Source organism: Actinokineospora bangkokensis, from assembly GCF_001940455.1.
GTDB lineage: Bacteria > Actinomycetota > Actinomycetes > Mycobacteriales > Pseudonocardiaceae > Actinokineospora > Actinokineospora bangkokensis.
In genome coordinates this window covers 284,374-300,501 of the sequence record NZ_MKQR01000013.1, presented here as the reverse complement: position 1 = coordinate 300,501, position 16,128 = coordinate 284,374, and the positions used below count along the sequence as shown (strand labels likewise).

Genomic DNA, 16,128 nt, shown 5'->3' with positions numbered 1-16,128 from the left:
CCCACCGAGAGAAGGCGGTCGAACCACCATGGGCACTGGTCTGCCCCTCACCGGCGCGCAGGCCGGTGTCTGGTACGCCCAGCAAGCCGAGCCGGACGCGACGGAGTTCCACATCGCGGCCGCCGTGGACCTGCGGGGGCCGGTCGACGTGGCGCGGCTGGCCGCGGCGCTCGGCGCGACCCTCGCCGAGGCCGAGGGCCTGCACGTGCGCGTGGTGGTCGAGGGCGGGGTGCCCCGGCAGGTGCCGGTGCCCCCGCCCACCGGACCGGTGGAGGTGGTCGACCTGCGCGCCGAGGCCGACCCGGGGTCGGCCGCGCTGGCCTGGCAGCTGGCCGACCGGGTGCGCCCGATCGACCTGGCCGCGGGCCCGCTGCACCGCAACGCCCTGCTGGTGCTCGCCGACGACCACGTGCGGTGGGCCATGCGGTTCCACCACCTCGTCATCGACGCGGTGGGGATCGCCATGCTCGCCGCCCGGGTCGCCGCGCGCTGCACCGGCCGCGACCCGGGGCCGGTGGACTGGTCGCTGGCCCGCCTGGTGCGCGAGGAGGGCGAGTACCTGGCGGGGGAGCAGCACGCCGCCGACCGCGCCTTCTGGGAGCGGCGGCTGGCGGGCGCGCCGGAGCCGGTGCGCCTGCTCGACCGCTCGCCCGCCCCGCCCACCCGGTTGGCGCGGCGGGACGTGCTGGTCGACGCCGCGCCGCTGCACGCCGCCGCCGCGCGGTGCGGCACCCGCGCGTCGCGGTTGCTGGTGGCGGCGGCCGTGGGCTACGCCCACCGGGTCAGCGGCGCCACCGACCTGGTGCTGGGCCTGCCCACCGCGGGCCGCACGTCCTGGGACGTGCCCGGGATGACCTCCAACGTCGCGCCGCTGCGCGTGGCGGTGGACCCGCACGCGCCGCTGTCGCACCTGGTGGCCGCGGTCGTCGCGGAGGTCGCCTCGACCACCCGGCACGGGCGCCACCGCGCCGAGGAGTTCGCCCGCGCGCACGGCCTCGACGGGGTGGACGCGCTGGTGGGCCCCACGGTCAACGTCGTGGGCTTCCTGCGCGACCTCGACTTCGGCGACCTGGTGCCCGACCTGCGCACGGTGTGGCCGGGCCCGGTGCACGACCTGGCGATCTCGGCCGTCGAGCAGCCGGGCGGCACCGCCTACCGGCTGACCCTGGAGGGCGACGCCGCGGTCTGCGGGCAGCCGGAGCTGGCGGCGCACGAGCGCGGGCTGCGCGCCGTGCTCGACGCGCTGGTGGCCACCCCCGACCTGCCGCTGCGCGCGGTCGAGCTGGCCGAGCTGCCGCCGGGACTGGGCACCGACCCGGTCGAGGTGGACGAGGTGACGTGGCCGGGGCTGGTGGTGCGCCAGGCCGCGCGCACCCCGGAGGCGGTCGCGGTGGTCTGCGAGGACGTGCGCCTGACCTACGCCGAACTGGACGTCGCCGCGAACCGGGTGGCCCACCTGCTCGCCGCCCACGGCGTCGGCCGCGGGGACGTGGTGGGCGTCGCGCTGCCCCGCTCGGTCGAGCTGGTGGTGGCGCTGCTCGGGGTGATGAAGGCAGGCGCGGCCTACCTGCCGCTCGACCTCGACCACCCCGCCGAGCGCATCGCGCACATGCTCACCGACTCCGCCGCCCGCCTCGTGCTCACCACCGCCGCGCTCGCGGCCGACCTGCCGCCCACCGAGCGCATCGCGCTGGACGAGGTGGACCCGGCGGGCCTGTCCGCCGCTGACCCGGGGGTGCCGCTGACCCTCGACGACGCCGCCTACGTCATCTACACGTCAGGGTCGACCGGCAAGCCCAAGGGCGTCGTCGTCACCCACGACGGCATCGGCTCGCTCATCGCGACCGCCGTCGAGCGCCTGGGCGTGTCCGCGGAGAGCCGCGTGGCCCAGTTCGCCTCCGTCGGGTTCGACGTGGCCGTGTGGGACCTGGTGATGGCGCTGGGCACCGGCGCGCGCGTCGTCGTGGTGCCCGAGCACCGCCGCGTCGCGGGCCCGCAGCTCACCGACTACCTGGCCGAGCAGGGCGCCACGCACATGATCCTGCCGCCCTCGCTGGTCACCGCGCTGCCCGAGGAGTGCGCGCTGCCCGCCGGGGCGGTGCTGGTGGTGGGCACCGAGTCCGTGCCCGCGGAGCTGGTGGCGCGGTGGACGCCCACGCTGCGGGTCGTCGTCGCCTACGGCCTCACCGAGGCCACGGTGAACTCGACGCTGTGGGCGGCCCGCCCCGGCTGGCGCGGCCAGGTGCCGATCGGCGGCCCCGACCCGAACACCCGCCTCTACGTCCTCGACCCGGTGCTGCGACCGGTGGGCATCGGGGTCGCGGGGGAGCTGTACGTGGGCGGGCGCGGCCTGGCCCGCGGCTACCTGGGCAGGCCGGGGTTGAGCGCGGCCCGGTTCGTCGCCGACCCGTTCGCCGGGCCGGGGGAGCGGATGTACCGCACCGGAGACCGGGTGCGCTGGACGGCCGCGGGCGACCTGGAGTTCCTGGGGCGCGCGGACAACCAGGTCAAGATCCGCGGGCACCGGGTGGAGCCGGGCGAGGTCGAGAGCGTGCTGCTGCGCCAGCCCAAGATCGCCCAGGCCAGCGTGCAGCTGCGCCGCGACCACCGGGGCGCCCCCCGGCTCGTGGCCTACCTGTCCGGCACCGGGGTCGACGTGGCCACCCTGCGCGCCGCGGTGGACGCCGAGCTGCCCGCGCACATGGTGCCGTCGGTGTTCCTGCCGCTCGACGGCCCGCTCCCGCTGACCCCCAACGGCAAGCTCGACACCCGCGCGCTGCCCGACCCGGACTGGGCGGGCCTGGCCGGGGTCGGCAGCGCGCCCCGCACCGACGCCGAGCGCGCCCTCGCCGCGGTGTACGCCGACGTGCTGAACCTGCCCGAGGTGGGCACCCGCGACGGGTTCTTCGAGCTGGGCGGCGACAGCATCGTCGCCATCCAGCTCGTCAGCCGCGCGCGGGCCGCGGGGTACGCGATCACCACCCGGGACGTGTTCCGCCACCGCACCGTCGAGGCGCTGGCCGCCGTGGCCACCCCGACCACCGCCGCGCGCGCCACCGACGACGGCACCGGCACGGTGCCGACGACGCCCGTCGTGCGCTGGCTCAGCCGGGTCGACGGGCCGGTGGACGCCTACCACCAGGCCGTCGACCTGCCGCTGGCCGCCGAGGTCGACGCGGTGGCCCTGGTGCGCCGCCTGCTCGACCACCACGACATGCTGCGCGCCCGCCTCAACGACGACTGGACGTTCGAGGTGCCACCGCCGGGCACCGTGGACCCGGTCGTGCTCTCGCCGTCCGATGTGGACCCCGTGTCACTGCTGGCGCCGCGCGAGGGGCGGGTGCTCGTCGCGGTCCGCCACCCCGGGGGCCTGTCGCTGGTGGCCCACCACCTCGTCGTGGACGGGGTGTCCTGGCGGATCATCGCCGAGGACGTGGCCCGCCTCGCCGCGGGCCAGGAGCCGCTGCCGGGCACCACGTCCTTCCGCCGCTGGGCGACCGAGCTGACCACAGTGGACAGGTCGGGTGAGCGCGCCTTCTGGCAGCGCCAGCTCGACGGCCCGGACCCGCTGCTGGGCACCCGCCCGCTCACCGCCGCCGACACCGCCGCCACGGCGCGCACCCACGAGCTGACCCTGCCGCCGGAGGTCGCCACGCCGCTGCTGGGCCGCGTCCCGGCCGCCTTCCACGGCTCCGCCGCCGACGTGCTGCTCACCGGGCTGGTCCGCGCGATCGGGCGCTGGCGCGGCACCGGCGGGGCGGTGCTGGTCGAGCTGGAGGGCCACGGCCGGGAGGAGCAGGTCGTCGGCGACGTCGACCTGTCCCGCACCGTCGGCTGGTTCACCACCACCTACCCGCTGCGCCTCGACCCGGGCGCGGGCGACCTCGCCGCCGCCGTCAAGCGCGTCAAGGAGCAGGTGCGCGCGGTGCCCGACCACGGCATCGGGGCCGGCCTGCTCGACCTGCCCGCGGGCAGGCCGCAGGTCCTGTTCAACTACCTCGGCCGGCTCGACGCGCCGCTGCGCGCGGGCGTCGACCCGGCCATGCCCCTCGGCCACGCCGTCGAGGTCAACGCCGCCGCCGTCGACACCCCCGCGGGCCCGACCCTCACGGCGGCGCTGTCCTGGCCCGCCGGGGTCTTCGCCGCGGACCGGGTGCCCGCGCTCGCCGCGCTGTGGGCCGACGAGCTGCGCGCCCTGGCCGCGCTCGACAGCGGCGGGCACACCCCGTCCGACTTCCCCCTGGCCGGGCTCACGCAGTCCGAAGTGGACGAGCTGGGCCACGTCGTCGACGTGCTCCCGGTGACGCCCCTGCAAGCCGGGTTCTACTTCCACGAGGCGTTCGACGCCGCCGAGACCGACGTCTACGCCGTGCAGCAGGTCGTCGAGCTGCGCGCGCCGCTGGACCCCGAGGCCGCCCACCGCGCCGCGCAGGAGGTGCTGGACCGGCACGCCCCGCTGCGCGCGTCGTTCCACCAGCTCGCGGACGGGCGCGTCGTGCAGGCCGTGCGTGCGGGCGTCGAGGTGCCCTGGCTGGCCACCGACGACGACCCCGCCGAGGTGGCCCGGGCCCAGCGCGAGGCCCGGTTCGACCTGGCGGCGGCGCCGGTGCTGCGGGTGGCGCTGGTGCGCGGCCGCTGGCTCGTGCTGACCCTGCACCACATCGCCACCGACGGCTGGTCGGCGCCGATCCTCGTGCGCGAGCTGCTGGACCGGTGCGCGGGCGTCGCGCTCGACCCCGTGACGCCGCTGCGCGACTACCACGAGTGGCTCGCCCGCCAAGACGCCGACGAGGCGCTGGTGGCGTGGCGCTCGGCCCTCGACGGCGCCGAGCCCACGCTGCTCGGGTCCGCCGCGGCCGCCGGTGCGCCGCAGCGGCTGGAGCTGTCGCTGCCGCAGGCCGGGGTCGACGCCGCCGCACGCGGGCTCGGCGTCACCACCAGCACGCTGGTGCAGACGGCGTGGGCGGTGGTGCTGGGCAGGCTCACCGGCCGCGAGGACGTCGTCTTCGGAACCACCGTGTCCGGGCGCTCCTCGGCGGTGCCGGGCATCGAATCCATGATCGGGCTGTTCGCCAACACCCTGCCCGTGCGGGTCCGCTGGCGGTCCACCGACACCGTGGGCGAGGTCGCCGCGCGCACCCAGGCCGAGCAGGCCGAGCTGTCCGCGCACCACCACGTCGCCCTCGCGGACCTCCAGCGCGGCACCGGTCCCCTGTTCGACACCCTGGTGGTGTTCGAGAACTACCCGCTCGACGCCCTGCCGGACGTGGTGGGCTTCGAGCACTCCGGCGGCGGCCACTACCCGCTGGCGCTGATCGTGCTGCCCGGTGACGAGCTGCGCGTGCAGCTGGAGTACGACCCCGCGCGCATCCCCGGCGCCGCCGCGATCGGCGCGCAGTTCCTCGCCGCCCTGCGCGCCGAGGTCGACCGGCCGGTGGCCCGGGTGTCGCTGTCGGACGCCGCACCGCTCGTCGGCGCCGACCCGGTGACCGCGCCCGAGGGCGTGGTCACCGCGTTCGCGCGCCAGGCCGCCGCGACCCCGGGCGCCACCGCCGTGATCGGCGCCCAGCGCCTCACCTACGCCGAGCTGGACCGGTGGTCCGCGCAGGTCGCCGCCGGGCTCGACATCGCCGCCGAGGACGTCGTGGCGGTGCTCGCCCCGCGCTCGGTCGAGCAGGTCGTGGGCCTGCTCGGCGTGCTCAGGGCCGGTGGCGTCCACCTGCCCGTGGACCCCGCGTACCCGCCGCAGCGGCGAGCCCTGCTGCGCGAGGACTCCGGCGCCCGCGCGGTGCTGACCACCGACGACATCCGCGCCGCCCGCACCCGCGTCCCCGCCCCGGCGGTCGACACCGACCCCGCCCAGGGCGCCTACCTGATCTACACCTCCGGGTCCACCGGCAGGCCCAAGGGCGTGCTGGTGCCGCACTCCGCCTTGGCCAGCCAGCTCGCCTGGCTGCGCGCCGAGCTGCCGCTGGCCGCCGACGACCGGGTGCTGCACCAGATCTCGCCCAGCTTCGACCCCGCCATGGTCGAGGTGCTGTGGCCGCTGACCAGCGGTGCCGCCGTGGTGGTGGCCGAGGACAACGGCGACGCCGAAGCGCTGGTCGCCACCATCCGCGAGCACGGCGTGACCACCGCGGTCGCCGTGTCGTCGCTGCTGGAGGCCCTGCTGTCCTCCGACGTCGACGGCCTGCGCGGCCTGCGCCGGGTCCTCGGCGGCGGCGAGGCGATGGGCGGGGAGTTCGCCGCGCGGTGGCGGGCGGCGACCGGCGGTGAGCTGGTCAACGTCTACGGGCCCACCGAGACCACCGTGCAGGCGACGTGGTGGCCCGCGACCGCGAGCAGCGGCCCGGTGCCCATCGGCCGCCCGGTCGACCGCACCCGCGCCTACGTCCTGGACCACTACCTGCGCCCCGCGACCACGGGTGAGCTGTACCTGGCGGGTGCGCAGCTGGCGCGCGGCTACCACGGCCGCCCCGGCCTCAGCGCGGAGCGGTTCGTCGCCGACCCCTTCGGCGCGCCGGGGTCGCGGATGTACCGCACCGGCGACCTCGTGCGCCGCGACGGCGACGCCCTGGTCTACCTGGGCCGCGCCGACCAGCAGGTGAAGGTGCGCGGCCACCGCGTCGAGCTGGGCGAGGTGGAGGCGCACCTGCGCGCCCACGGCGAGGCTGCCGCGGTGCTCGACGACTCCGGCCCGAGCGCCCGGCTGCTGGCCTACGTCGTCACCACCGACCCCGAGGGCGTGCGCGCCGCGCTGGCCCGCGACCTGCCGCCCGCGCTCGTGCCCGACGAGGTGATCGCCCTGGGCGCGCTGCCCCGCACGCCCAACGGCAAGCTCGACCGCGCCGCGCTGCCCGCCCCCACCCGCGCCGCGCGGACGGCCGCGCCCGCGGGGGCCGGTGCCGCGGCGGTGCTGGCGGACATCTTCGCCGCCGTGCTCAAGCTGGACTCCGTCGGCGCGGACGAGGACTTCTTCGCCCTCGGCGGCGACAGCATCCTGTCCATCACCGCTTCCTCGCGGGCCCGGCAGGCGGGCATCGACGTCAGCCCCAAGGACGTCTTCGAGCGCCGCACCCCCGCCGCCCTCGCCGCGGCCGCCGCCCCCGCCGGTCCGCCCGCCCGGTCCGCCGACGACGGCGTCGGGGACGTCCCGCTGCTGCCCGTCGTGCACCACCTGCGCGAGCGCGGCGGCCCGGTCGACGGCTTCACCCTGTCGATGCTGGTGCAGACCCCGGCCGGTGCCACCGCCGAGCAGATCACCCGGACCCTGCAAGCGGTCGTGGACCACCACGACGGGCTGCGCGTGCAGCTGACCAGGGTGGCCTCGGTCCTGTGGTCGCTGCGCACCAACGCCCCCGGCGCGCCCGTCGTCGTCGAGCGGGTGGACGGCTTCGACGGCGTGGAGCCGGGGTTGTCCCCGGAGACCGGGCGCGTGCTGCGGTTCCTGTGGCGCGACGGCGGCGCGGGACCGGGCAAGCTGCTCGTCCTGGCACATCACCTCGCCGTGGACGGGGTGTCCTGGCGGGTGCTGTTCGACGACCTCGCCGCGGCGTGGGCGGGCACCCCGCTGCCGCCCGTGCCGACCTCGCTGCGCCGCTTCGCCCAACACGTCACCGGGCAGGCCCAGGCCGCGGACCGGCTGGCCGAGCTGGAGCACTGGGCGCGGGCCCTCGCCCCCGGCGCCGAGCTGCGGCCCGGGCTGCGCCCCGGCACCGTCGCCGGGCTGCGCGCGCACGTGGTGGAGCTGCCCGTGGCCGACGCCCGCGCCGTGCCCGACGACGTGCTGCTGGCCGCCCTGCGCGTCGCGGTGACCCGCTGGCGCGGCGGCGCTGACCTGGTCGTCGACGTCGAGCGGCACGGCCGCCCCGACGAGCTGGACCTGTCCCGCACGGTGGGCTGGCTGACCAGCTTCCACCCGGTGCGCCTGCCCGCCGCCGACGAGCCGGCCGAGCAGCTCGGGCTCGTCCGCGCCGCGCTCGCCGCCGTCCCCGGCGACGGCCTGGGCTACGGCATCCTGCGCTACCTCAACGCCCAGACCGCCCCCCTGCTCGCCCAGCTGCCCCCCGCGCAGGTGCTGTTCAACCACTTCGGCCGCTTCCCCGAGGCGCGCGCCGAGGACTGGCTGCCCGCCCCGGACGCGCCCGTCCTGCTGCCCGACGCGGACCTGGGCATGTCCCACGCGTTGCAGGTCGACACGGTGTGCGCCGAGACCGCCGCCGGGGCGCGCCTGCGGGCCACGTTCTCCTGGGCCTGCGAGCTGACCGAGGACGAGGTGCGCGAGCTGGCCGGGCACTGGGCGGCCGCCGTGGGCGAGCTGGTGGGGCGCCCGGCCGCCGAGGTGTGGCCGCTCTCGCCGCTGCAGGAGGGCCTGTACTTCCACGCCACCTACGACACCACCGGGCTCGACGTCTACACCGCGCAGAGCACGCTGGACTTCGACCGGCGCCTCGACCTCGACGCGCTGCGCGCGGCCTGCGCCACCCTGCTCGCCCGCAACCCCAGCCTGCGCGCCGGGTTCGAGGACCGGCCGGGCGGGCCGGTGCAGGTGATCTCCGCCGACGCCGCCGTGGCGGTCGAGGTCGTCGACGTCGCCACCCGCGCCGACGCCGCCGACCTGATGGCCGCCGACCGGGCCGTGCGGTTCGACCTGTCGGCCGCGCCGCTGGTGCGGATGCTCGTCCTCCGCTTCCCCGACGGCACCGACCGGCTGGTCACCACCCACCACCTGATCCTGTGGGACGGGTGGTCGGAGGGCCGGTTCCTGGAGCAGCTGCTGTCGCTCTACGAGCGCGGCGGCGACGACCGGGGCATGCCCGAGCCCGGCTCCTACCGCGACTACCTGGACTGGCTGGACCGGCAGGACGCCGACGCCGCCCGCGACGCCTGGCGCGCGGCCCTGTCGGGGCTCGCGGAGCCGACGCTGCTCGGCCGGGCGGACACGGCCCTGAGCCCGGTCGCCCCCCGCCGCCACCTCACCGAGCTGGACCGCGACCGGGTGCAGGCCGCCGCCCGCGCCGCCGGAGTCACGCTGAACACCCTGCTCAACGCCGCGTGGGCGCTGGTGCTCTCGGCCGCCACCGGTCGGGGCGACGTCGTGTTCGGCACCACCGTCGCCGGGCGGCCCACCGAGGTGCCGGGCGTGGAGTCCGCGCTGGGCATGTTCCTCAACACCGTGCCGGTGCGCGTCGACCTCGACCCGGCCGAGCCGGTGGCGCTGCTGCTGCGCCGCATCCAGGACCAGCGCACCGCGCTCATGCCGCACGAGTACCTGGGCCTGGGCGAGTTGCAGCAGGTCGCGGGCCACCCCCGCCTGTTCGACACGCTCTACGTGCTCCAGAACTTCCTCGACGCCGACGCCTTCACCGCCCTGCGCGACCGCTTCGGCGTCACCCCGGCGGGCAGCGCCGACGCCACGCACTACCCGCTGACCCTGGTCATCACCCCGGCCGAGACCCTGCGGGTGAAGCTGGAGTACCGGCCCGACGTGCTCGACGACGCGACCGCCCGCGCCCACCTCGACCGGTTCACCGCCGTGGTGGACGCCCTCGCCGCCGACCCGCACGCACCCGTCGGCGCGCTGGACCTGCTCCTGCCCGCCGAGCACGCCGACCTGGCCGCGCAGCGGACCGCCACCGCCCACGACGTCCCCGACGACACCATCGCCGACCTGCTCGCGGAGCGGGCCGCGCTGGTGCCGGACGAGGTCGCGCTGGTCTTCGGTGACCAGCGGCTGACCTACGCCCAGCTCGACGCCCGGGTCAACCAGCTGGCCAGGCACCTGCTCGCGCGGGGGGCGATGCCCGAGGCCGTCGTGGCGCTGGCGCTGCCGCGCTCGGCGGAGATGGTCGTGGCGCTGTTCGCCGTGCTGCGCACCGGTGCCGCCTACCTGCCGCTCGACCTCGACCACCCGGTCGACCGGCTGCTCATGATGGTGGCCGACACCGGGTCGGTGTGCCTGCTCTCGATGTCCACTGTGGATGAACGGCTGTCGGCGGGCGCGGTGCTGCTCGACGACCCCACCCTGCGCGCGGAGCTGGACACCACCCCCGACCACCCGGTCGCGGACTCCGAGCGGCCGCTGTTCGCCCGCGGGGTGCCCGGCAGGCTGGAGCACCCGGCGTACGTCATCTACACCTCCGGGTCCACCGGCAGGCCCAAGGGCGTCGTCACCCCCTACCGGGGCCTGACGAACATGCAGCTCAACCACCGCGCGGAGATCTTCGACCCCGTGGTGGCCGCCGCGGGCCGCAGGCTGCGCATCGCGCACACCGTCTCGTTCGCCTTCGACATGTCCTGGGAGGAGCTGCTCTGGCTCGTCGAGGGCCACGAGGTGCACGTCTGCGACGAGCAGCTGCGCCGCGACGCCACCGCCCTGGTCGCCTACTGCGCCGAGCACCGCATCGATGTCGTCAACGTGACCCCCACGTACGCGCAGCTGCTGTTCGAGGAGGGGCTGCTCGACGGGCACGTGCCGCCGCTGGTGCTGCTCGGCGGCGAGGCGGTGCCGGACGCGGTGTGGACGCGGCTGCGCGACACCCCCGGCACCTCCGGCTACAACCTCTACGGGCCGACCGAGTACACGATCAACACCCTCGGCGCGTCCACAGCGGACTCCCCGACCCCCGTGGTGGGCAAGCCGATCTGGAACACCCGCGCGCACGTCCTCGACGCCAGGCTGCGCCCGGTGCCCCCGGGCACCCCGGGTGAGCTGTACATCGCGGGCATCGGCCTGGCGCGCGGCTACCACGCCCGCTCCGCCTTGACCGCCGCCCGGTTCGTCGCGGACCCCTTCGGCGCCCCCGGCGAGCGCATGTACCGCACCGGCGACCTGGTGCGCCAGCGCCCCGACGGCAACCTGGACTTCCTGGGCCGCACCGACGACCAGGTCAAGATCCGCGGGTACCGGGTGGAGCTGGGCGAGGTCGAGGCCGCCATCGCCGCGCACCCCGGCGTGCGGCACGCCGCCGTCGTCGCCACCGAGCACGGCGGCGCCAAGCGCCTGCTCGCCTACGTCGTCGGCGGGGTGGACGGGCTCAGGGAGCACCTGAAGCGGCGCCTGCCCGACTACATGGTGCCCGCGGCGATCACCGCCGTGGACCACCTGCCGCTGACGGTCAACGGCAAGCTGGACGTGCGCGCCCTGCCCGTGCCCGACCTCGCCGCGGGCAGCGGCCGGGCGCCGTCCACCCCCACCGAGCGGGCGCTGGTCGAGCTGTTCGCCGCCGTCCTCGGCCGCACCGCGGTCGGCGCGGACGACGACTTCTTCGAACTGGGCGGGCACTCGCTGCTGGCCACCCGGCTGATCAGCCGCGTCCGCGCGGACCTGGGCGCCGACCTGGCCATCCGCGACCTGTTCGAGGCGCCGACCGCCGCCGGGCTCGCCGCCAGGGTGGACTCCGCCGGTGCCGCCACCCGGCCGCCGCTGGTGCCGGTGGCGCGGCCCGCGCTGCTGCCGCTCTCGCACGCCCAGCAGCGGCTGTGGGTGCTCCAGCAGTTCGAGGGCGCGTCCTCGGCGTACAACTTCCCGCTGGTGTTCCGCGTCGACGGGGCACTGGACGTCGACGCCTGGCGCGCGGCGCTCACCGACGTGTCCGACCGGCACGAGGCGCTGCGCACGGTATTCGTCGAGCACGGCGGCGAGCCCCACCAGGTCATCCTGCCCGCGGGCACGGTGCCGGTCGTGGAGGTGCTGCCCCACCACGACGGCCTGGTGCAGGAGGCGGTGGACCGCCCGTTCGACCTGTCCACCGAGCCGCCGCTGCGCTGCACGCTGAGCAAGCCCTCCGCCGACAGCACGCTGGTCGTCATCCTGCTGCACCACATCACCACCGACGAGTGGTCCGACCGGCCCTTCCTGCGCGACCTGACCGAGGCCTACGCCGCCCGGCTGCGCGGGCTCCCGCCGCGGTTCGAGCCGCTGCCGGTGCAGTACGCCGACTACGCCCTCTGGCACCGGGCCCTGCTCGACTCCGGTGTCGCCGCCCGCCAGCTCGACCACTGGGAGCGCGTCCTCGACGGGGTGCCGCAGGAACTCGACCTGCCCACCGACCGCGCCCGCCCGGCCCGGCCGTCCTTCCGCGGCGGCGCGCACCAGCTCACCGTGCCGCCCGCCACCGCGACCGGGCTGCGTGAGCTGTCCGCGCGCACCGGCGCCAGCACGTTCATGCTGCTGCACGCCGCGGTCGCCGCGCTGCTGCACCGGCTGGGCGCGGGCTCGGACATCCCGCTGGGCGCCCCCATCGCGGGCCGGGTCGACGCCGCCCTCGACGACCTCGTGGGCTTCTTCGTCAACACCCTCGTGCTGCGCACCCCGGTGCGCGGGGCGATGTCGTTCACCGAGCTGGTGGCCGTGGTGCGCGAGGTGGACCTCGCCGCGTTCTCCCACGCCGACGTGCCGTTCGAGTCCGTGGTGGAGCGGGTCAACCCGGCCCGCGCGGTGGGCCGCAACCCGCTGTTCCAGGTGATGGTCGGCCACCACGCGGGCACCGACGCGGTGCCGCTGCCCGGCGCCACCGCCACGCCGGTCGGGTTCGCGACCACCACGGCCAAGTTCGACCTGGTGTTCAGCTTCGCCGAGCACGCGGGCACCGGCCGCCTCGACTGCACCCTGGAGTACGCCACCGACCTGTTCGACCACGACACCGCCGTCCGCCTCGGGGAGCGGCTGACCGCGCTGCTCGCGGCGGTGGTGGCCGACCCGGGCGCGCGGCTCGACAGCGTCGACCTGCTCACCGCCGACGAGCGCGAGCAGGTGCTGGTGGGCTTCAACGACACCGACCGCGAGGTGCCCGAGCTGACCATGCCGGAGCTGTTCGCGCGGGTCGTCGAGCGCAAGCCGGACGCCCCCGCCGTCGTCGACCGGGGGGTGGTGTGGACCTACGCGGAGCTGGAGGCGCGCTCCAACCGCATCGCCCGGCTGCTGCTCGACCGCGGCGTCGGCCCGGAGGACGTGGTGGGGCTGGCCATCCCGCGCTCGGCGGAGATGGCGGCCGCGTCGCTGGCGGTGGTGAAGGTGGGCGCGGCCTACCTGCCGCTCGACCTGACCCACCCCTCAGACCGGCTGGCCTACATGCTCGACGACGCCGGAGCGCGCGTCGTGCTGTCCACCCCGGCCGCCGCGGGCTCGGTGCCCGCCGAGGTGGTGCTGCTCGACGACCTGCCCACCGACGACAGCCCCGTGGGCAGCGGTCCCGCGACGCTGGCCTCCACCGCCTACGTCATCTACACCTCCGGGTCGACCGGCAGGCCCAAGGGCGTGCTGGTGCCGCACGACGGCATCGCCAGCCTCGCCGCCACCGCCGTCGACCGGATGGGGCTGCGCGAGGACAGCCGGGTGCTCCAGTACGCCTCGGTCGGCTTCGACGTCGCCGTCTTCGAGCTGACCATGGCCGTCTGCGTCGGCGGCACCCTGGTGGTGGCCCCCGACGAGGTGCGCACCGCGGGCCGGGAGCTGACCGACTTCCTCGCCGAGCAGCGCGTCACCCACCTCATCCTGCCGCCGTCGCTGGTCGCGGCCCTGCCCGAGGGCTGCGAGCTGCCCGAGGGGGCGACGATCCTGGTGGGCACCGAGACCGTGCCGCCGGACCTCATCGCCCGCTTCGCCGGGCGCCTGCACGTGCTCGCCGCCTACGGGCTCACCGAGGCCACGGTGAACTCGACGCTGTGGCCCGCGGAACCGGACTGGCCCGGCACCGTCCCGATCGGCGCGCCCGACCCCAACACCCGGGTCCGGGTGCTCGACGAGGCGCTGCGCCCGGTGCCCCCGGGCGTCGTCGGGGAGCTGTACGTCACCGGCCGCGGCTTGGCCCGCGGCTACCTCGGCAAGCCGGGGCTGACCGCCTCGCGGTTCGTCGCGGACCCGTTCGGCGCGCCGGGGGAGCGGGTGTACCGCACCGGCGACCGGGCGCGCTGGCGCCGCGACGGCACCCTCGACTTCTTCGGCCGCGTCGACGACCAGGTCAAGATCCGGGGCGTGCGGGTGGAACCGGGCGAGGTGGAGGCCGTGCTGGCCGCCCACCCCGCCGTCCGCCAGGCCGTCGTGGTGGTCGACCGCGGCGGGGTGTCGCCGCGGCTGGTCGCCTACGCTGTGGTCGCGGAGGCGGGCGTGCGGGAGGCGGGCGGCGGGCTCGACCTGCGCGCCCACGCCGCGGCCGCGCTGCCCGAGCACATGGTGCCCTCCGCGGTCGTGCTCCTCGACGGCGCGCTGCCGCTGACCCCCAACGGCAAGGTCGACAAGCGCGCCCTGCCCCCGGTGGACTGGGCCGCGCTCGCGGGCGACGACAAGCCCGCGACCGAGCTGGAGGCCCGGGTGGCCGCGGTGTTCGCCGCGGTGCTGTCCCTGCCCGCCGTCGGCGCCCACGACAACTTCTTCGCCCTCGGCGGTCACTCCATGGCCGCCATGCGCCTGGTCGGCGCCCTGCGCGGCGAGTTCGGCGTGGACGTCTCGGTGCGCGAGGTGTTCGAGGCGCCGACGGTGGTGGGCCTGGCGGGCGTGCTCGCGGGCGCGACGGCGGGCCGCCCGCCGCTGACCCGCCGCTCCGGTCCGGCGGTGGAAGCCCCGGTGCGCGCGCAGTGGCTCGACCGCCCCGGCGACGACCACCACTTCGTGCTGCGCATGGACTCCCCACCCGCGCTCGCCGCGGCGGTGGACGACGTCGCGGCCCGGCACGGGTTGTCTGCGCCCGGGTTCGTGGCGGAGTGGGACGGGGACGCGCTGGCGCTGCGGATGCGCTACTCGTCGGTGGACGAGTGGTCGGTGGTGCCGCTGTTCCGCGACCTCAGGACCGCTTACGAGGCGAGGGTGGCGGGCCAGGAGCCGGGGTTCACCGACCTGCCCGTGTCCTATGCGGACTACGCGGCCTGGTCGGCGGAGGTCTTGGCCCCGGTCCGCGACGAGCAGCTGGCGTTCTGGCGGCGGCGGCTCGACGGCGTGCGCTGGCAGGTCGAGCCGTCCGACCCCGCGGCGGATTTCGTGCCGCTGGTGCTGGGCGCCGACCTGCGGGCCGCCGTGGACGAGCTGGCCGAGAGCACCGGGACGAGCATGTTCATGGTGTTGCAGGCCGCGTTCGCCACGTGCTTGCAGGAGTTCGGCGAGGGCCCGGACCTGCCGCTGGGGACGTTGGTCGCCGGGCGCGAGGACGCGCAACTGGCAGACCTGGTGGGCTGCTTCTTCAACACGGTGGTGCTGCGGACGCGGGTGCTCCCCGACTTCCGGGACACGCTGTCGCGGGTGCGCGTGGACAACCTCGACGCGCTGGACAACCGCCTGCTGCCCTACTCGGACCTGGCGTCGGCGCCGCCGCGCCTGATGGTGGTCCACCACGAGCAGGCCGCGCTGGACGGCACGGGGGTCACCGTGGTGCCGGTCGGGGTGAGCGCGTCGGACCTGAGCCTGGCGTTCTACCAGTCACCGGTGGGGCACCCGGTTCACTGCTACCTGCATTACCGGACAGGTGTTTACGATCGATCCACTGTTGAGTCCGTGGCTGCCGCACTGGTGTCGACCTTGGAGGAGAACGCGCGATGACCAATCCGTTCGATGACGCTGACGGGACTTTCCACGTGCTGGTGAACGACGAGGACCAGCACTCGCTGTGGCCCGCGTTCGCCGAGGTGCCCGCGGGGTGGCGGGTCGCCCTGGCGGGGGCGAGCAGGGAGGCGTGCTTGGCCTATGTGGAGGAGCACTGGACGGACTTGCGGCCTGCTTCGCTTCGGGCGCGCATGGATTCGTGATCTTTGGGCGCTGCTGAGTCGCCTCGCCTTCGGCTTCGGCGGGTGAAAGGCCGGGATTTTTGGGGGCTGGCTCGATGCGGTGGTCTTGTTTGGCCGGGGCCCCTGCGGCGATCATGTGCTCGGGGTGGGGAAAGGTGAGGCCTTCGGCCCCACCCCCCGGTCGTGGGTAGCACATGATCGCCTTCCCCGGCCAAACAAGACCACCGCATCGAGCAGGGGCGTAGCCGGGCCGGCGGTTATGTGGGTGGTGGCGTTGTGGGAGAGGACCACCGCACCGAGCAGTGTTGTAGGCGGCTGCTGGTTGTGTGTGGGTGGCGTTGTGGGAGAAGACCACGGCACCGGGCAGTGTTGTAGGCGGCTGCTGGTTGTGTGTGTGGCGTTGTGGGGAAAGAC

The 16,128-nt window shown here is 76.0% G+C and carries 2 protein-coding genes; both read left to right on the top strand.

Going from position 1 to position 16,128, the window contains the following annotated elements; all coding sequences use genetic code 11:
• Positions 1-28 precede the first annotated feature (28 nt).
• Positions 29-15,529: a non-ribosomal peptide synthetase gene (locus tag BJP25_RS14045; RefSeq protein ID WP_075975342.1), complete on the top strand. Its 15,501-nt coding sequence runs from the start codon at positions 29-31 to the stop codon at positions 15,527-15,529.
• Positions 15,526-15,735: an MbtH family protein gene (locus BJP25_RS14040; protein WP_075975341.1), complete on the top strand. Its 210-nt coding sequence runs from the start codon at positions 15,526-15,528 to the stop codon at positions 15,733-15,735. Before BJP25_RS14045 ends, BJP25_RS14040 begins: the two co-directional genes overlap by 4 nt.
• Positions 15,736-16,128: the final 393 nt, after the last annotated feature.

Excerpts from the sequence above, each read along its gene's own strand:
- BJP25_RS14045 (WP_075975342.1), top strand. The coding sequence starts at position 29 with ATGGGCACTGGTCTGCCCCTCACCGGCGCGCAGGCCGGTGTCTGGTAC.
- BJP25_RS14040 (WP_075975341.1), top strand. The coding sequence starts at position 15,526 with ATGACCAATCCGTTCGATGACGCTGACGGGACTTTCCACGTGCTGGTG.